This is a genomic window from Mycobacterium sp. UM_11 (genome assembly GCF_001414075.1).
Taxonomy (GTDB): domain Bacteria; phylum Actinomycetota; class Actinomycetes; order Mycobacteriales; family Mycobacteriaceae; genus Mycobacterium.
Map to the genome: position 1 here is coordinate 18,051 of NZ_LATC01000048.1, position 17,950 is coordinate 36,000.

At 71.2% G+C, this 17,950-nt stretch carries 18 protein-coding genes and 1 pseudogene; 5 read left to right on the forward strand and 14 right to left on the reverse strand.

The genetic code is table 11. The features are described from left to right. Positions 1-164 precede the first annotated feature (164 nt). Entirely contained in the window at positions 165-917 is a 753-nt protein-coding gene (locus WU80_RS13805) for an O-methyltransferase (RefSeq protein ID WP_055404431.1), read from the forward strand. Positions 918-926: 9 nt separating this feature from the next. Here the strand turns inward: WU80_RS13805 and xerD are convergent, their stop codons facing one another. The 13 genes from xerD to tyrS form a co-directional block, all read right to left on the reverse strand. Then, positions 927-1,868: a site-specific tyrosine recombinase XerD gene (xerD, locus tag WU80_RS13810; protein ID WP_055404429.1), complete on the reverse strand. Its 942-nt coding sequence runs from the start codon at positions 1,866-1,868 to the stop codon at positions 927-929. Continuing rightward, positions 1,865-2,488: an NUDIX hydrolase gene (locus WU80_RS13815; RefSeq protein ID WP_055404427.1), complete on the reverse strand. Its 624-nt coding sequence runs from the start codon at positions 2,486-2,488 to the stop codon at positions 1,865-1,867. Before WU80_RS13815 ends, xerD begins: the two co-directional genes overlap by 4 nt. After that, positions 2,481-4,232: a CTP synthase gene (locus tag WU80_RS13820; protein WP_055404425.1), complete on the reverse strand. Its 1,752-nt coding sequence runs from the start codon at positions 4,230-4,232 to the stop codon at positions 2,481-2,483. Before WU80_RS13820 ends, WU80_RS13815 begins: the two co-directional genes overlap by 8 nt. A 123-nt stretch (positions 4,233-4,355) precedes the next feature. Next, a complete protein-coding gene (locus WU80_RS13825; protein ID WP_055404423.1) occupies positions 4,356-5,309 on the reverse strand; it encodes a copper transporter in 954 nt (317 codons plus the stop codon). Between the two features lie 7 nt (positions 5,310-5,316). Continuing rightward, a complete protein-coding gene (steA, locus tag WU80_RS13830; protein WP_055404421.1) occupies positions 5,317-6,498 on the reverse strand; it encodes a putative cytokinetic ring protein SteA in 1,182 nt (393 codons plus the stop codon). 150 nt (positions 6,499-6,648) lie between these two features. Then, on the reverse strand, positions 6,649-8,403 hold the full coding sequence (gene recN / locus WU80_RS13835; RefSeq protein ID WP_055404419.1) for a DNA repair protein RecN: 1,755 nt from the start codon (positions 8,401-8,403) through the stop codon (positions 6,649-6,651). Positions 8,404-8,409: 6 nt separating this feature from the next. Beyond that, on the reverse strand, positions 8,410-9,333 hold the full coding sequence (locus tag WU80_RS13840; RefSeq protein ID WP_055404418.1) for an NAD kinase: 924 nt from the start codon (positions 9,331-9,333) through the stop codon (positions 8,410-8,412). Further along, positions 9,330-10,133 carry a TlyA family RNA methyltransferase gene (locus tag WU80_RS13845; RefSeq protein WP_055404416.1) on the reverse strand — a complete coding sequence of 268 codons (804 nt, stop codon included), beginning with the start codon at positions 10,131-10,133 and terminating at the stop codon, positions 9,330-9,332. The genes WU80_RS13840 and WU80_RS13845 overlap by 4 nt, the downstream gene beginning before the upstream one ends. 8 nt (positions 10,134-10,141) lie before the next feature. Continuing rightward, positions 10,142-10,327 carry a hypothetical protein gene (locus WU80_RS13850; protein WP_055404414.1) on the reverse strand — a complete coding sequence of 62 codons (186 nt, stop codon included), beginning with the start codon at positions 10,325-10,327 and terminating at the stop codon, positions 10,142-10,144. Positions 10,328-10,350: 23 nt separating this feature from the next. Beyond that, a complete protein-coding gene (locus tag WU80_RS13855) occupies positions 10,351-11,361 on the reverse strand; it encodes an HAD-IIA family hydrolase (RefSeq protein WP_055404412.1) in 1,011 nt (336 codons plus the stop codon). A 1-nt stretch (position 11,362) separates the two neighbouring features. Then, positions 11,363-12,163, reverse strand: a complete 801-nt coding sequence (locus WU80_RS13860) for a tetratricopeptide repeat protein (protein ID WP_082459928.1) — start codon at positions 12,161-12,163, stop codon at positions 11,363-11,365. Between the two features lie 27 nt (positions 12,164-12,190). Further along, a complete protein-coding gene (locus WU80_RS13865; RefSeq protein WP_055404410.1) occupies positions 12,191-12,565 on the reverse strand; it encodes a DUF732 domain-containing protein in 375 nt (124 codons plus the stop codon). A gap of 75 nt (positions 12,566-12,640) precedes the next feature. After that, the gene (tyrS, locus tag WU80_RS13870) at positions 12,641-13,918 is read right to left on the reverse strand and encodes a tyrosine--tRNA ligase (protein WP_055404409.1); all 1,278 of its coding nucleotides are present in this window, start codon (positions 13,916-13,918) and stop codon (positions 12,641-12,643) included. 112 nt (positions 13,919-14,030) lie between these two features. Between tyrS and WU80_RS13875 the strand changes: the two genes are divergently transcribed. Then, complete coding sequence (locus WU80_RS13875) at positions 14,031-14,909, forward strand: bile acid:sodium symporter family protein (RefSeq protein ID WP_055404407.1); 879 nt, start codon at positions 14,031-14,033, stop codon at positions 14,907-14,909. Positions 14,910-14,990: 81 nt separating this feature from the next. Here WU80_RS13875 and WU80_RS13880 read toward each other — a convergent pair whose 3' ends face one another. After that, positions 14,991-15,602 (reverse strand): DNA-3-methyladenine glycosylase, encoded by a 612-nt coding sequence (locus tag WU80_RS13880; protein WP_055404405.1) that lies wholly within the window; start codon positions 15,600-15,602, stop codon positions 14,991-14,993. 81 nt (positions 15,603-15,683) lie between these two features. Between WU80_RS13880 and WU80_RS13885 the strand changes: the two genes are divergently transcribed. The 3 genes and pseudogenes from WU80_RS13885 to WU80_RS26395 all read left to right on the forward strand — a co-directional run. Then, positions 15,684-16,964 carry an ammonium transporter gene (locus tag WU80_RS13885; protein WP_055404404.1) on the forward strand — a complete coding sequence of 427 codons (1,281 nt, stop codon included), beginning with the start codon at positions 15,684-15,686 and terminating at the stop codon, positions 16,962-16,964. A 31-nt stretch (positions 16,965-16,995) separates the two neighbouring features. Continuing rightward, the gene (locus WU80_RS13890; protein ID WP_055404402.1) at positions 16,996-17,751 is read left to right on the forward strand and encodes an ABC transporter ATP-binding protein; all 756 of its coding nucleotides are present in this window, start codon (positions 16,996-16,998) and stop codon (positions 17,749-17,751) included. Beyond that, positions 17,685-17,950, forward strand: a pseudogene (locus WU80_RS26395) (ABC transporter permease); the annotation flags it as partial. The gene WU80_RS13890 and the pseudogene WU80_RS26395, both read left to right, overlap by 67 nt.

Genomic DNA, 17,950 nt, shown 5'->3' on the forward strand with positions numbered 1-17,950 from the left:
AGGTGAACATCGACCGAAAGTCTAACGGGTTCGCGCGCAGAACCCGGGCGACCCGCAGGCAAGTTACCAGCCAATATGAGCGGAAAGTCCTTGTCAGAGAAACATTTACACGCCCCGTCACACCAGCCTCACCAGCACCATGGATCTGGGCCTATCGTGAGCCTATGGATCTCAAGCGACGCATTCCCCTGCTGCGATGGTCGGTCTGGCGGATGGCGACGGGGGCGCGCAACATCACGACGACGGGGCAGATCGGTGACGGGCGGGAAGCCGCGGCGGTGGATTACGTGCTGGGCAACGCCAGGGCGGGCGACATCGACGACGTGCTGGCCACCATCGACAAGTTCGCCTACGAGAAATCGATGCTGATCAACGTCGGCGACGAGAAGGGCCAACTGCTCGACGCCGCGGTGCGCCGGGCCAACCCGGCGCTGGCGCTGGAGCTGGGCACCTACGTCGGGTACGGCGCGCTGCGAATCGCCCGGGCCGCCCCGGACGCCAAGGTGTTTTCCGTCGAGCTCGCCGAAGCCAACGCCGCCAACGCCCGGCGGATTTGGGCCCACGCCGGGGTCGCCGACCGGGTGACGTGCGTCGTGGGCACCATCGGCGACGGCGGGCGCACCCTGGACGCGCTGGCCACCGAGCACGGGTTCACCGAGGGCGCCCTCGAGTTCGTCTTCCTCGATCACGACAAGGACGCCTACCTGAAGGATCTGCAGAGCATCATGGCGCGCGGCTGGCTGAGCCCGGGCGCCATCGTCGTCGCCGACAACGTCCGGGTGCCGGGCGCGCCGAAGTACCGCGAGTACATGCGCCGGCAGCAGGGCAAGCAGTGGAACACCCTCGAGCACAAGGCGCACCTGGAATACCAGTCGATGGTGTCGGACCTGGTGCTGGAGTCCGAGTACCTGGGCTAGGCCCGGCGATTACTGCGCGCGCGGATGGGCTTCGGCCCACACCTCGCGCAGCGCGTGCACGGTGACCATCGTGTAGATCTGCGTCGTCGTCACCGAGGCGTGCCCCAACAACTCCTGGACCACCCGGACGTCGGCGCCGCCCTCGAGCAGGTGGGTCGCGAACGAGTGCCGCAGCATGTGCGGCGAGACGCCCGACGTGATGCCGGCGCGCTCGGCGGCGTCCTGCAGCACCTGCCACGCGCTTTGCCGCGACAGTCGCCCGCCGCGCACGTTGAGGAAGATCGCCGGCGCCCCGCGGCCGCGGCGGGCCAGCTCAGGGCGGCCGCGCACCAGGTAGGCGTCCAGCGCTTGCACGGCCGGCCGGCCGATCGGGACCAGCCGTTGCTTTCCGCCCTTGCCGCGCAACAACACCGAGCGGGCCTTGGTGTCGATGTCGTCGACGTCGAGGCCGACGGCCTCGGAGATGCGCGCCCCGGTCGAGTACAGCAGTTCCAGCAGCGCCCGGTTGCGCAGCGTGAGCGGGCTGTCGGACGCGCTGTCGCCGCCGGCGGCCTCCAGCAGCGCCAGCACCTGGTCGATGGTCAGGCTCTTGGGCAGCCGGCGGCCGGGGGTCGGGGGGCGGACGGCGCGCGCCACGTCCAGCTCGGCGAGACCCTCGGCGGCGGCGAACCGGTGCAGGCCGCGCACCGCGATCAGCGCCCGCGCCGCCGACACCGCGGACAGCGCGGCGGTCCCCGAGTCGGGGTCGCCGCGGCGCAACGCCACCAGGAACTCGCTCACGTCGTCCTCGCCGACCTTGGCCAGGTCGTGAATCCCTCGGTCCGACAAGTGCTTTGTGTAGCGGCGCAAATCGCGGCGATAGGAACTGAGGGTGTTCGCGGCTACGCCCCGCTCGATCGTGAGGTGGTCGAGATAGCCCTGCAGCTGGCTGTCCAGGGCTACCGTTGTCATCGCGCGGCCTTGCGTGCGGCGAAGGCGGAAGGCTTGTCGCGCCACGGGCTGTCCACCGGCCGGGCCGGTGTGAGCCCCGTGGTGATCACCCGGGCGGCCAGAATGCCCGCGACCGCAATGGCATTGACGATCTCGCCGCCAAGCACCATCGCGGTGGCCTCATCGAGCGGATACCACCGCAGCGTCAGGTCGGCCTCTTCGTCGTGCGCCTCGGGCCGGTCCGACTCGGTCAGCCCGGTGGCCAGGTAGACGCGCACCGATTCGTCGCTGAAGCCGGGAGTGGAATCGAGGTCGACGAGCACCCGCCAGGTGTCGGCCCGCAATCCCGCTTCCTCGTGCAGCTCCCGCGCCGCGGTCAGGTGGGGCTCCTCGCCGCCGACGTCGAGCAGCCCGGCGGGCAGCTCCCACAGCCGCCGCCCGAACGCGTGGCGGTACTGATAGACCATGGCGATGTTGCCGTCGTCGTCCATGGCGACCACGGCCACCGCGCCGAAGTGCTCGACGACCTCTCGGATCGTGGTGCTGCCGCCCGGCATCCGCACCTCGTCGCGGCGCAGCGCGAAAATCTTTCCCGTGTACAGCGTTTCGGATGACGCCGTCTCGAAGTTGTGCTCAGCCACGGGTCGCGGGCTCAGGTAGCGACTGGCCGACGCTGTCCCGCTGCTGGTTGCCGTTGGGCGATTGCTCGGGGATCTCCACCGGAAGCAGCTCGCCGGACTGGTAGTCGAGGGCGGCCCCGACGAACGCGACGAACAGCGGGTGCGGCCGGGTGGGCCGGCTCTTCAGCTCCGGGTGGGCCTGGGTCCCGACGATGAACGGGTGCACCTCGGGCGGGTATTCGACGAACTCGACCAGGTGCCCGTCGGGCGAGGTCCCGGAGAACCGCAGGCCGCTCTCGGCGATCTTGTCGCGGTAGGCGTTGTTGACCTCGTAGCGGTGCCGGTGCCGCTCGGACACCTGCGTGCTGCCGTAGGCCTGGGCCACGATCGAATCCGGTTGCAGCACGGCGGGATAGGCGCCCAGCCGCATGGTGCCGCCCAGATCGGCCTGGCCGGCCACGGCGTCGACCTGGTCGGCCATCGTGGAGATGACGGGATCCGGTGTGGCCGGGTCGAATTCGGCCGAGTTGGCCTCGGTCAGCCCGGCGGAGCGGGCGGCCTCGATCACGATGCATTGCAACCCGAGGCACAGGCCCAGCACCGGCAGGCCCCGGGCCCGCGCGTAGCGGATGGCGCCGATCTTGCCCTCGATCCCGCGGATGCCGAAGCCGCCGGGGATGAGCACGCCGTGCACGTCGCCCAGCGCCGCCGCCGCGCCCGCGGTGGTCTCGCAGTCGTCGGAGGGCACCCACTGCATCTCCACCTTGGCGTGGTGCTTGAAGCCGCCGGCGCGCAGCGCCTCGGTCACCGAGAGGTAGGCGTCGGAAAGCTCGATGTACTTGCCCACCAAGGCGATTCGGACGGTCTCGTGCGGCTCGTGCACCCGGCGCAGCAGGTCGTCCCACTCGGTCCAGTCGACGTCGCGGAACGGCAGGTTGAGCCGGCGCACCACGTAGGCGTCGAGTTCCTCGCGGTGCAGGCGCTTGGGGATGTCATAGATCGACGGCGCGTCCGGGGTGGAGATGACGCCGTCGATGTCGACGTCACACATCAGCGCGATCTTGTTCTTCAGCGCTTCGGGGACGTCCCGGTCGCAGCGCAGGATCAGCGCGTCCGGGGTGATACCGATGCTGCGCAGCGCGGCCACCGAGTGCTGGGTGGGCTTGGTCTTGAGTTCGCCCGACGGCGCCAGGTAGGGCACCAGCGAGACGTGCAGGAAGAACACGTTCTCCCGGCCCAGGTCGTGGCGGACCTGGCGGGCCGCCTCCAGGAACGGCTGCGACTCGATATCGCCTACCGTGCCGCCGATTTCGGTGATGACCACGTCCGGCCGGTTGCCCTCGGCGTCCGGCTGGGCCATCGCCACGATCCGGCTTTTGATCTCGTCGGTGATGTGCGGGATCACCTGCACGGTGTCGCCGAGGTATTCGCCGCGCCGTTCCTTGGCGATGACGGTCGAATACACCTGTCCCGTCGTGACATTCGCCGAACCGGACAGGTCGCGATCGAGGAACCGCTCGTAGTGCCCGACGTCGAGGTCGGTCTCGGCGCCGTCCTCGGTGACGAACACCTCGCCATGCTGGAACGGGTTCATCGTGCCGGGGTCGACGTTGAGGTACGGGTCGAGCTTTTGCATCGTCACATGCAACCCGCGGGCCGTCAGCAGCTGACCGAGGCTGCTGGCGGTGAGGCCCTTGCCCAACGAGGAAGCGACGCCCCCGCTGACGAAGAGGTGCTTGGTTGCGGATTGCGAATGCTTTCGCACAGGCGACCTCCGTGAAGACGGGCAGGGCGTCAAAATTTTGCTAGCGAATAACTAGTTGGGCCTGCCGACCCACGGAAATCCACCCTAACATCCGCGACCGAAGTGTCGCGGCGAACACGCCCGCTACTGGGGCACCGTGATGGAGGTCGCGCCGTGACCGGTGCCGTACTGACCGGGGTGACCGCCGCTGATCAGGTCGTGCAGGCCGAGCACGGCGGTGATCCGGCCGGGCGCGGTGTCGACGTCGTCGACGGTGCTGATCGCGGAGTTCATTCCGGCGTCGGCGCGGGTCACGGCCACGGCCGCGCCCCCGGTCGACGAACCGTCCCGCCCGGCCAGCAGCGTGCCCGAGCCGTGCGGCGCCAGCGCGGCGGCGAACCGGGCGACGCTGGCGCCCTGGTTGCCGGCGTCCTGGGGCAGCGCGCCGCCGGTGATCACCAGCGCGGCGTTCGCCGCGCCCATGTGGTCGTTCGGCTGGTAGGTGACGAAGCCGGTGTCGCGCAGCGCCGCCAGCACGGTGGCCCGCTGGGTCTCCGAAATTTCTGGGACCGGCGGGACCGCGGGATTGGCGTTGATCAGCAGGGCGATGCCCATCAGGTCGCCGGCCTGCGAGCCCTGGTCGACGAGCTTGGTGCTCAGCTGCTGGCCGGCCGGCAGGATCGACGAGTTGACCACGGTCTGCAGTTTCTCCGCGGAGTTGGCCTCGACGAATTCCTGCGTGAGCGCCACGGTTCCGGTCACCGCGCCGCCGGCCTGTCCGATGATCTTCGCCACCGCGGCGACGTCGTCGTCTTTGGCGTCCGGCGTCCGGAACACCACGATCGACTTGCCGCCGAGCGCGTCGCGCACCATCCGGCCGCCCAGCTGGGTGTCGAAGTTGTTTGCCGCGCTGAGCTTTTCATTCAGCACGTTCTTCTGGTCGTTGAGCCCGTTGATCTGGGTGTGCAGATCCCGCTTCTCGTCGCGCAGGCTGGACAGCAGGGTGTCGGACAGGAACCCGGAACCGAGCACCACTCCGACCGCGAGCGCCAGGAAGACGGCGGCCAGCGACAGCGCGTGTTGGCGTAGCGAGATCATCGCGGGCCTAGCTCACCAGGTGCTGGACCCAGAGGGAAAAGTGGTTCCAGTAATCGGTGACCCAGTGCAGCACCACGCCGTCGGTGCGCGACACCCACAGGGCCACGATGACGGCGATCAGCATCGTCAGCGCCAGCAGCGCGATGGCGCCCGCCGAGATGTGGTTGCGGTACAGCGTGGCCACGGCCTTGGCGTCCACCACCTTCTCCCCCACCCGAAGCCGGGTGAGGAAGGTCGAGGGGTTGCTGTGCGCGCGGGTGCGGTCGAAGAACGTCTCGATGTTGGCGGTGTGGCCCGCCGTCACCAGCAGCGCGGCGCCGTGATGATCGGCCAGCAGCAGGGCCAGGTCGATCGCCGACCCCGCGGCCGGGAAGGTCATCGCCCCGACGCCGAGATCCTGGATGCGCTCCAGGCCGGGGGCGTGGCCGTCGGCGTCGGCGGGCAGGACGACCTGGGCGCCGCACTTGAGGGCGTCGGTGCTGATCTGGTCGGGGTCGCCGACGATCACCTGGGGCCGATAACCGGCCTTGCGCAACACATCCGCGCCGCTGCCCACGCCGAAGAGCACCGGCTGGTACTCCTTGATGAACGGCTTGAGGGACTTCAGGTCCTCCTCGGCGCTGGGCTCGTCGGCGACGATCACCACGTGCCGGCGGCGCAGGTCGACGTCGATGTCGGGGATACCGATGCCGTCGATCAACAGCGGGCTCTCGCTCTTGATGAACTCGATGGTGTTGCCGGCGAACGCCTCCAGGTGCGCGGACAGGCCGCTCTTGGCCTCCCGCATGAGGTCGGCGATGTCGTGGTCGGTGCGCTCGGTGCCGCGCACCAGCCGGCGGTCCCCGGAGTAGACCCCGCCCTCGTGCAGGCGGATCTTGGCGCCGTCCTTGACCTTCTTGAAGATGTCGGGTCCGGTCTCGTCGATCAGGGTGACCCCGTTGTTGACCAGCACCTCCGGGCCCATGTTGGGGTAGCGGCCCGACACCGACGGCGAGGCGTTGACGACCGCGGCGATATCGGCCTCCACCAGCGCGTCCGCCGTGATGCGGTCCAGGTCGAGGACGTCGAGCACCACGATGTCGCCGGGGCACACCCTGCGCAGCAATCGGTCGATGTTCCGGTCCACCCGGGCGGTGCCGACGAGGCCCGGCCGGGTGGTGTTACGGGTAAGCAGGCCTGACATCTTCATGGGGGCGATTCTGTCCGTGATGCCACGATGACGCGTGGAGGCGCGCCGTAACACCAGCCTCAGAAGTTATCTAGAGTCCCATTAGTCACAAGCGTCTAACGGCTTGGTCGCGCGCGGGTGCACGATGCGCCCGTCGCGGTGCGGGGACCTCTAAATCTCATCCTTCTGCGCGGCGTCGAGCAGTTCGCGGGCGTGCGCGCGGCCGCTGTCGGACTCGCCCAGCCCGGCCAGCATCCGGGCCAGTTCGGCGACGCGCTCGTCGCCGGTGACCCGCCGCACCACGCTGGTGCCCTTCGGCCCGGCGCTGTGCACCACCAGGTGCACGTCGGCGTACGCCGCCACCTGCGGCAGGTGCGTGACCACGATGACCTGATGCGTGCGCGCCAGCCGGGCCAGCCGCCGGCCGATCTGCACCGCCGCGCGGCCGCCGACGCCGGCGTCCACCTCGTCGAACACCATCGTGGTGCCCGCCGCGGAGGCGGCCAGCACCACTTCCAGCGCCAGCATCACCCGGGACAGCTCGCCGCCGGACGCGCTCTTCGCCAGCGGCAGCTGGTCCATCCCGCGGTGCGCCGCGAAACCGAACTCCACCTGGTCGACGCCGTCGGCCCCGGCCCGGGCCAACTCGCCCGACACCAGCGTGAGCGCGGCCGGATCGTCCTTGTCGGCGGCGACCTCGTTGCTCACCTCGATGCTGAACTGGGCGTCGGCCATCGCCAGGCCGGACAGCTCGGCGGTGACCTCCTTGGCGAGCCGCTTGGCGGCCTTGCGCCGGATGCCGCTGAGATCGCCTGCGGCTTCGGCCAATTCGCGTGCCAGCTGCTCGACGCGGGCCGCCAGCGCCGTCAGGCCCTCCTCGGAGACGTCGAGCTGGGCCAGCCGCTGCCGCGACTCCTGGGCCCACCGCAGCACCCCGTCGACGTCCGCGGCGTACTTGCGGGTCAGTGTGCGCAGTTCGGCCTGCCGGGCCAGCTTGGCTTCCAGCGCGCTGGCGTCGACCGGCAGCTCGTCCAGGTAGGCGCTGAGTTCGCCGGCCGCGTCGGCCACCACCGTGAGCGCCTCGCCGACCTGGGCGGCCAGCGCCCGCAGCTTCGCGTCGTCGGTCGACTCCAGGGCCGCCCGCGCCCGCCCCAGGCCGTCGGCGGCGGAGTGCCCCGCGTCGGCGTCGTCGGGGGCCCCGGAAAGCGCCGCGTGCGCGGTGACCGCGGCCTCGCGCAGGGTGTCCAGCTCGGAGAGCCGGACGATGTCGGCGACCAGCGCGTCGTCTTCGCCCGGTTGCGGGTCGACGGCGTCAATCTCGTTGAGCGCGAACGTCAGTCGGTCGGACTCCAGCGCGAGTTCGCGCATCCGGTTTCGCCGGTCGATGAGGTCGTGCCGCGCGGTCAGCCAGGCGTCGCGCAGCTTGCGATACCGCTCGAGCGCGGGGCCGGCCTTGGCGAACCGGTCCAGCGCTCCGCGCTGCTCCTCGGGCCGCATCAGGCGCAGCTGGTCGTTCTGCCCGTGCAGGGTGAGCAGCTCGGCGGTGAAGTCGCCCAGCGACTTGGCCGGCACGCTGCGACCGCCGAGGTAGGCCCGCGACGGTCCGTCGCGGCTGACCGAGCGCAGCGCGATCACGCTGCCGTCCTCGTCGCGCTCCGCGCCCGACGCGTCGAGCATCCCGTCCAGCTGCGCCACCACGGCATCCTCGAGATCGGTTGTGGTGAAACGCCCTTCGACGACGGCGCGGTCCGCCCCCGAACGCACCCGGGTGGCGTCGGCGCGGGCCCCGCCGAGCAGGTGCAGCCCGGTCACCACCATGGTCTTGCCGGTGCCGGTCTCCCCGGTCAGCACGGTCAGGCCGCGGTCGAACTCCCCGACCGCGGCGCTGATCGCACCGAGCGACTCGATGCGGATTTCGGTGAGCACCCGCCGTTACTTCCCGCGCCAACCCGTCACCGGCAGCCGGAACTTGCGCACCAACCGGTCGGTGAACGGCGCGCTGTCCAGCCGCGCCCATTTCACCGGTGTGTCACAACGGCTTACCTCGATCCGGCTGCCCGCCGGGATCAGCATTTCGCGGCGGCCGTCGCAGAACACCAGGGCGTCGTGGCCGTCCGCCTCGACCTCGATCGCGATGGCGGCGTCGGGGCTGGTGACCATCGGCCGGCCGAACAGCGCGTGAGCGTTGTTGGGCACCACCAGGATTGCCTCCAGGTCTGGCCACAACACCGGGCCGCCCGCGGAGAACGCGTAGGCGGTGGAGCCGGTGGGCGTCGACACCAGCACGCCGTCGCAGCCGAACGCCGACACCGGCCGCCCGTCGATCTCGACGACCACGCCCAGCACGCCCAGCCGCGGGCCCTTTTCCAGGCTGACCTCGTTGAGCGCCCAGCCGTGCGCGATCTCCCGGCCGCCCGAGCGCACCAGCACGTCCAGCGTGAGGCGGTTCTCCACCCGGTAGTCCCGGGCGACGATGTGCTCGAGCACCCGATCGATTGCCTCGGCCTCGGCCTCGGCCAGGAAACCGATCCGGCCCAGGTTGACGCCGAGCACGGGAATCCCGGCGTTGCGGGCCAGTTCGGCCGCGCGCAGGAACGTGCCGTCCCCGCCGAGCACCAGCACCAGTTCGCACCCGTCGGCGGCCTGCGGGTCGGCGTCGACGACCTCGATCTCGACACCCATCGCGCGGATGTCGTCGGGCGCCACGTGCAGCGAACCCCGGTCGACCGCCTCGGCGGACAGCACCCGGAGCCCAATGTCGTTGTCGCCCAGCACCTTCTGCACCCGGGCCGCGGTGTCGGTGGCTTCCTCGCGGCCGGTGTGCACCACCATCAGCACCGTGCGCTGCTCGGTCATTGCGGGCCCCGTTCTACGGCGTGCTCAACCGCAGCCGCCAACTCGTCATCCGCCAATCCCGTTTCGGTGCGCAACCACAAGAAGTATTCGACGTTGCCCGAGGGGCCCGGCAGCGGGCTGGCGGTGACCCCCGCGGTGTGCCAGCCCAGTTCGCCGGCGCGCCGCGCCACCGCAAGCACGGCGCCGGCGCGCAGGCCCGGGTCGTGCACGACCCCGCCGGCACCCACCTGGCCCCTGCCCACCTCGAACTGCGGCTTCACCATGGGAACGATATCCGCAGTGGCCGAAGCACATCCAGCCAGCGCGGGCAACACGGTGGACAGCGAAATGAACGACAGGTCGGCCACGATCAGGTCAACGGGGCCGCCGATCGCCTCCACCGACAGGTCGCGCGCGTTCGTCCGCTCCACGACGACGACCCGCGGGTCGCAGCGCAGCGACCACGCCAGCTGGCCGTATCCGACGTCCACCGCCACCACCTCGGCGGCGCCGCGGTCCAGCAGCACCTCGGTGAACCCGCCCGTCGAAGCCCCGGCGTCCAGGCAGCGCCGGCCCGCCACCGGGATGCCGAAGGCGTCCAGGGCGCCGATCAGTTTGTGCGCGCCGCGTGACACCCAGCCCCGCTCGCCGTCGTCGGCGACGGTCAGGGCCGCGGTGACGGCGACGGCCGTGCCCGGCTTGCGGGCCGGCAGCCCGTCGATGCTGACCCGCCCGGCGCCGATCAACTCGGCGGCCTGCTGGCGCGATCGCGCGAGGCCGCGCCGAACCAGCTCGGCGTCGACGCGGGCGCGGCGGGACATGCGGGCACTCAGCCCTTCTCCGCCGACTCCAGCGCGGCCAGCAGCACGTCGTGCGCCTCGGAAAGGCGGCGCGCAATGTCTTCGAGCTCCGTCAGCGACGGCGCGTTGTGGGGATCGTCCGGCGCGCCGGGCTCGGGCAGCCGGGCCAGCAGGGCGTCGATTTCGGCACGAATCTGTTCGGGATCGGTAGTCATTGCGCTCTTACGCTAGTCACCCGTCAGTCGCTGTGCACCAACGACCAGCGCTGCAGCGCGTCGCGGGCGCGGTCGTCGGCGGCGTGGATGCCGAGCGGGTGCCCGTCGGACCGCGCGCCCCAGACGGCGCTGGCGACCGCCCGGACGATCGACAGCCCGTCGCCGTCGTCGGGCCCGGCGCCGCTGACGGTCACCGCCCCGTCGCCGACGTCGACCCGCCAGGCCGGCTGGGGGCCGACCGCGAGCTGGTCGCCGTCGGAGTGCAGCGCGCGCAGGTCGTGGCCGATGTAGGTCGGCCGCCGCTCGGGTTCGGCGTACACCGCGTCCCGCGCGGAGCTGACCCCGGTGAGGACCATCAGGCTGGGCAGCTTGGCCGCGTTGGCGCCCTCGATGTCGGTGTCCAGCCGGTCGCCGACCACCAGCGGCGCGCGGAATTCGCCCCGGGCCACCGCGTCCGTGAGCAGGCCGGGCGCGGGTTTGCCCGCGACCTGGGGCTCGGCGCCGGTCGCGGCCCGCAGCGCGGCGACCATCGAACCGTTACCGGGCAACAGGCCCCGCTCGGTCGGCAGGGTCGGATCGATGTTGGCCGCCACCCAGAGCGCGCCGGAGCGAATGGCCAGCGCGGCCTCGGCCAGGTCGGGCCAGCCGATGGTCATCGACAGGCCCTGCACGACGGCGACCGGCTCGTCGTCGTAGCGGCGCACCGGGCGCAGCCCGACGGCGGCGACCTCGTCGGCCAGCGCGTCGGTGCCCACGATCAACACCGGCGACCCGGCCGGCAGCCGATCGGCCAGCAGCCGCGCGGCGCTCTGCGCGCTGGTGGCGACGTCGTCGGCGGCGGCGGTGAAGCCGAGGTCGGTCAGGTGCGCGGCGACCTCGGCGGCGCTGCGCGACGCGTTGTTGGTGACGAAGAACGCGCGGCTGCGCACCTCGGCCAGGGCCTGCACCGCGCCGTCGGTGGGCCGGCGACCGCGAAACAAGGTGCCATCCAGATCGAGCAGCAGGCAATCGTATTGGCGCGCAACGCTTGTCATCTCAGCCCAGCTCGCTGACCCGGTCTTCGGCGTCGGTGACGCCGTCGACATCGGCCGCCGCCGAGCGCAGGAACCATTGCAGCGCCTCGTCTTTGCGGCCCAGGGCCAACAGCGTGTCGGCGTAGGCGTAGAACAACCGCGCCGCCGTCGGGCCCTGGCGGCCCGGGTCCAATTGCGGCGTGGACAAGACGGTCAGCGCCTGCTCCAGCTGCCCGAGGTCCGCGCGCGCGCCGGCCGCGACGATGCGCAGCTCGTCGGCGTCGTCACCGTCGAGCTGGGCCGCCTCGGGCCCGCGCGCGAGTTCGATCGCGCGTTCCGGGCGGCCAAGTCCCCGTTCGCAATCCGCGATGAGGGCGAGCAGGTTGGACTTGCTGCCCATCCTGCGGGCGGCGCGCAGCTCGGCCAGCGCCTGGGCCCAGTCGCCGCAGTGATAGGCGGCGATTCCGACCGCCTCACGGATCGCGGCGATCCGGCTGGACCGGGCCCGGGCGGCGCGGGCGTGGCTCAGCGCGGCCTCCGGGTCCTCGTCGAGCAACTCGCCGGCGGCGACCAGGTGGCGCGCCACCGCGTCGGCGGTGGCACGGTCCAGGGTGCTCAGCTCGCCGCGGATCTCCGGCGCCAGCTGCCGGGCCTCCACGCCGGGCGGTATCGGCGGCCCGGCGTCGGGCTCGCGGCGACCCTCGGGCTCGCGGCGGGCGTCGGGCTTCTGCGGCTGGGCCGGTCGCGCGCGGCCCGGCCCCGACCAGGCGCCGGACGAACGCGGGCGCCGTTCACCCCGCTGCCGCTGCCTGTCGTCGACCACGCAGCCGAGGATACGGGGGCCGCCGGGCTAGTACGCCGTGAGCCGGTTCTGCAGCAGCGGCGCGATCACCGCCGGGCAGAAGTTCGCGATGGCGACGATGGTGAACAGGCCGGCCGAGTCGTAACCGAGGCCGCTGCGCCTGGCCATCTCGGCGGACACCGTGTCGAAGGACTGGCCCGGCATGACCAGCATGGGGCACACCGACTGGCCCAGCGCCAGCGCGCTGGCGGGGTGGGGATAGGTGATCCCGGCGTTGGACAAGGCCATCAGGAAGGCGTTCCCGCGCATGTCGGCGCGCACGGGCGCGGCCAGCGGCGCGGCCAGCCCCGCCACGCAGGCGCCCACCCCCAGGACGCGCAGCAGGGCCCACCGGACGCGCCGCAGGGATATCACCGTGACCACCCTGGCCAATCCGGGTCACAGCCGCAACACGGAACGGTAAAGATTTGCGCACCAACGCGTTTTGCGCGTGCGTTCCTAGACCTTTTCGCTGACCTTTTCGATCCCGGCGACCGTGCGCTTGCCGCGGCGCAGCACTAGCCACCGGCCGTGCAGGAAATCCGTGGGCTGCGGCGCCCACTCCTCGCTGTCGATCCGGGCGTTGTTGACCGACACCCCGCCCTCGCCGATGGTGCGGCGGGCGGCCTTCCTGCTCTCCGACAGGCCGCTGGCCACCAGCAGGTCGACGATCCCGTCGGGGGCGCCGGGTTTGAGCTCGGCCACCGAGGCCTCGCGCAGCGCGGCCGCCAGCGTCGCCTCGTCCAGCCGGTCCAGCTCGCCCTGACCGAACAGCGCCCGGCTGGCGTGCTCGACGGCCTCGGTGGCCGCTTCGCCGTGGACGAGCACGGTCAGTTCGCGGGCCAGCCGGCGCTGGGCGGCGCGCTGCTGCGGGCGCTCCCGGGTGGCCTGCTCCAGCTCGGCCAGCTCGTCGGCCGACAGGAAGGTGAACCACCGCAGGTACCGGATCACGTCGGCGTCGGCGGTGTTGAAGAAGTACTGGTACCACGCGTACGGGGTGGTCATCGCCGGGTCCAGCCACAGGCTGCCGCCGCCGGTGGACTTGCCGAACTTGGTGCCGTCGGCCGCGGTGACCAGCGGAACGGTGAGCGCGTGCACCGTCGCGCCCAGCTTCTGGCGGACCAGCCGGACGCCCGCGATGATGTTGCCCCACTGGTCGGAGCCGCCGATCTGCAGCGTGCAGCCGTACCGCCGGTGCAGCTCCACGTAGTCGTTGGCCTGCAGCAGCATGTAGCTGAACTCCGTGTAGGAGATGCCCTCGCCCTCCAGCCGCCGCCGGATGGTGTCGCGATCCAGCATGACGTTGACCGAGAAATGCTTGCCGAGGTCGCGCAGGAACTCGATGGCCGAGAGGCCTTGGGTCCAGTCCAGGTTGTTGACGACGACCGCGCCCGTCGGGGATTGGTCGAAGTCGACGAAGCGCTCCAGCTGCCCGCGGATGCGCCCGGTCCAGTCCGCGACGGTGTCCGCCTCGTTCAGGGTGCGCTCGCCGACGTCGCGCGGGTCCCCGATCATGCCGGTGGCCCCGCCGGCGAGCACGATGGGGCGGTGCCCGGCCCGCTGAAACCGCCGCAGCGCCAGCAGCGGCACCAGGTGCCCCGCGTGCAGGCTGGGCGCGGTGGGATCGAAACCCGCGTACACGGTCAGCGGCCCGCGCTCGGCGGCCAGCGCGTCGAGGTCGGTGGACTGCGCGATCAGGCCGCGCCAGCCCAGCTCGTCAAGGATCCCGGAAGACATCGCGCACGACTTTAGTCGCTCCCGGGGCCACGATTCGCCGCCGCGCGGCTCGATAAGGCAAGCTAACCACCGTCGCGCCATCGACGTGGGCGCGCCGACGACGCGGAGCGTGATGGACAACCGATACTGGCCGATCGTGGTCATCGCGGTGATGCTCGCCCTCGGGCTGACGCTCACGATCGACGACTTCAAGCGCGCCGCCACGCTGCGCAAACCCCTGGCGGTGGCGCTGATCTGCCAGGCGTTGTTGCTCCCGGCCCTGTGCCTGGTGATCGCCGAGGCCTTCCGCCTCGCGCCCCCGCTGGCCGTCGGGCTGATGCTGATGGCCGCGACCCCCGGCGGGACGATGTCGAGCATCCTCAGCCACCTGTTCAACGGCGACCTGGCGCTGAACCTCACGCTGACCGCGATCAACGCCGTGCTGTCGATCGTCGCGCTGCCCGCCATCCTGGCGGTGTCGATGACCTGGTTCCTCGGCGAGGGGCGGTTTCTCCCCCTGCAACTGGACAAGTTCTTCGCGGTGTTCGGCATGGTGCTCGTCCCGATCGCCACCGGGGTGGCCTTCCGGCACCGCTTTCCCGAGGCGGCCCGGCGGCTGCAGAAGCCGGTTCGGATCTTGGCCATCGCGCTGCTGGTCGTCGCCGTGCTGGGCGCCGTCGCCGGCGGACGAAAGACGCTGTGGCACAACATCGGCGCGCTGACCGGGGCCGTCGTGGCCTTCTGCGCCGTCAGCCTGACGGTCGGCTACCTGGCGCCGCGGTTGATGCGCCTGGCTCCCCGGCAAGCCGTGGCGGTCAGCCTGGAGGTCGGCATGCACAACGCCGTGGTGGCGATGGGCGTGGCGTTGAGCCCGCAGTTGCTCAACAGCGTCGAAATGGCCACGCCGGCCGCGCTATACAGCGCCGTCGCGCCCCTGATGGCCTTGACGTTCGTGTTCCTCGCGCGGCGCGTGGACCCCGCGTATCGCGCCGTCGCCCTGGCCGACGCCTAGACCTAATCACTGGTGGCGACCCGCTTCGCCCGGTCCCCCAGCTTCGCGGGGGTGCCCCCAACGCCGCGCTTGCGATCGCCACTAATCGCTGGTGCCCGGGGCCGGCGCCCGCGGGCTGCGCCGGTACGCCGAAACCTCCGGGCGACCCGGGAGCCACAGTCGCCACGGCCGGTCGGCGGCCTTGCTGACGCCCACGCGTGGCCCGGACACGGCGGTCAGCGGCTCGTTCAGTTCCAGCGTTACCGCACCGTCCGGGTCGAACAGGTCAATGCCGTTGTCTTCCATGGTGATTCCCAGCGCCGAGCACAGGTTGCCCGGGCCACGCGCGAGCGCGGCCGCGCGGACCAGCTCGCCGCGCCGGGCGCGGGCAACGTCGGTGCCATCCTCCAGCGCGGCGGCCCGCAGCAAGACGGCCGCGGCGGTCCCGTCGGGCCCGCAGGAGACGTTGGCGCAGACGTGGATCCCGTGGCTGCGGTAGGTGTAGAGCCGGCCGGGCGGGCCGAACATCACCGCGTTGCGGCCGGACATGCCGCGGTAGGAGTGGGCCGCGGCGTCGGGCCAGGGGCCGTCGGGAACGCCGCCGTAGGCCTCGACTTCGACGATGACGGCGGTGACGCCGCGCCCGGTGAGGGTGGCGCCGAGCAGCCGATGCGCGGCCGCGACGGGGTCGACGAGCAGCTCGCGTGCGGCCACCCACCGAACCTACCGGCACCGCCGCCATGGCAATATCCCGGTGTCGCGGGGACCCCCAGGACCCCGAGAAGGAGCCGAGCCATGCATTCGATCGACCCCGCCGCCACCGCGTGGCTGCTGGCCAGCACCGCGCTGGTCCTGCTGATGACCCCCGGCCTGGCCATCTTCTACGGCGGCATGGTGCGCACCACCGGGGTGCTCAACATGATCATGATGAGCTTCATCTCCATCCCGCTGGTGACGGTGGCGTGGCTGCTGGTGGGCTACACCATCGCGTTCTCCGAAGACGGGGCGAGCGGCTTGGTCGGCAACCTTCGCCACATCGGGATGCTGGGCATCAACCCGGACACCACCCACGGCGCGGTACCCGAATTGCTGTTCGCCACCTTCGAGGTGACGTTCGCGATCATCACGGCCGCGCTGGTGAGCGGCGCCATCGCCGACCGCGCCAAGTTCGCCGCCTGGATGGTGTTCGTCCCGGTGTGGGCCGTAGTCGTGTATTCGGTTGTGGCGCATTGGGTGTGGGGGCCGGGCGGCTGGCTGGCCAAGCTCGGCGTGCTCGACTACGCGGGCGGCCTGGTCGTCGAGATCGTGTCCGGGTCCTCGGCCCTGGCCCTGGCGCTGGTGCTCGGGCCGCGCATCGGCTTCAAGAAGGACGCGATGCGCCCGCACAACCTGCCGCTGGTGTTGCTCGGCGTCGGCCTGCTGTGGTTCGGCTGGTTCGGGTTCAACGCCGGCTCCGCGCTGGCCGCCAACGGGACCGCGGCGGCCATCTTCCTCAACACGCTCGTCGCCGGCTGCCTCGGCATGCTCGGCTGGCTGTCGGTCGAACAGGTCCGCGACGGCCGGCCCACCACGTTCGGCGCGGCGTCCGGGGTGGTGGCCGGGCTGGTCGCCATCACGCCGTCGTGCGGAACCGTGAACACGCTCGGCGCGGCGGTCGTCGGGCTCGCGGCCGGCGTCGTGTGCTCGTTCGCGGTCAGCGCGAAATTCCGCTTCAACTACGACGATTCGCTCGACGTGGTGGGCGTGCACTTCGTGGGCGGCGTGGTGGGGGTGTCGCTGATCGGGCTGCTGGCCACCGCGGTCATGACGTCGGGGCCGCGGGGCCTTTTCTACGGGGGCGGCCTGGGCCAGCTGGGCAAGCAGTCGCTCGCGATCGTCGTCGTCGGGCTCTACGCGTTCACAGTCTCGTTCGTGCTGGCCAAGGTGATCGACCGGCTGATGGGCTTCCGGCTCAGCGCCGAAGACGAGACCACTGGCGTCGACCTCACCCAGCACGCCGAGACCGCGTACGCCGAGGGCGTGCACGGGCACCTGCCGCTGCGCCGTCCCGGATTGGACGACCGCACCAACCCTTGACAACGCCTCCCCGGAGGACGATATTCATCACATGATGACTTCATCACGTGATGAATTAATCGGCGACCAGGCCGTCCGCATCGATCACCTGCGCGTGATCCGCGGTAAGCGGCCCGCACTGCACGACTTCTCGGTGCAGATCGGGCGCGGCAGCATCACCGGCCTGCTCGGCCCGTCGGGCTGCGGCAAGACCACCCTGATGCGCTGCATCGTCGGCACCCAGATCGTGACCTCGGGCACCGTCACGGTGCTCGGCCACCCGGCCGGGTCGGCGCCGCTGCACCGCCGCGTCGGCTACCTGCCCCAGGACCCCACCATCTACAACGACCTGCGGATCGTCGACAACGTCCGCTACTTCGCCTCGCTGTACGGTTTCGACCGCCACGCCGCCGACGCCGCGATCGAGCGGGTCGGGCTGGCCGACCACCGAAGCGCCTACTGCGGCAACCTTTCCGGCGGCCAGCGCACCCGGGTGTCGCTGGCGTGCGCGCTGGTCTGCCGCCCCGAGCTGCTCGTGCTCGACGAACCCACCGTTGGCCTGGACCCGGTGCTGCGCGCCGATCTCTGGGAGCAGTTCACCGAGCTGGCCCGCGGCGGAACCACGCTGCTGGTGTCCAGCCACGTCATGGACGAGGCCGACCACTGCGGCGACCTGTTGCTGATGCGCGACGGCCATCTGCTCGCGCACACCACCCCGGCCCAACTACGAGAGGACACCGGATGCACGTCACTGGAGGACGCGTTTCTGTCCATCATCAGGCGCAACACCATGCGCCAAGCCGGTTAGGGCTCAAGGGCTACACCGCGACCACGACGCGGATCCTGCGCCAGCTGGCGGCCGACCACCGCAGCGTCGCGATGATCCTGTTCGTGCCGGTGCTGGTGATCACGTTGATGTACTTCATGTTTCAGAACGCACCGCACCGGCCCGGCACCCCGGCCCCGTTCAACAACGCCTGCCTGATCCTGCTGGGCCTCTTCCCGCT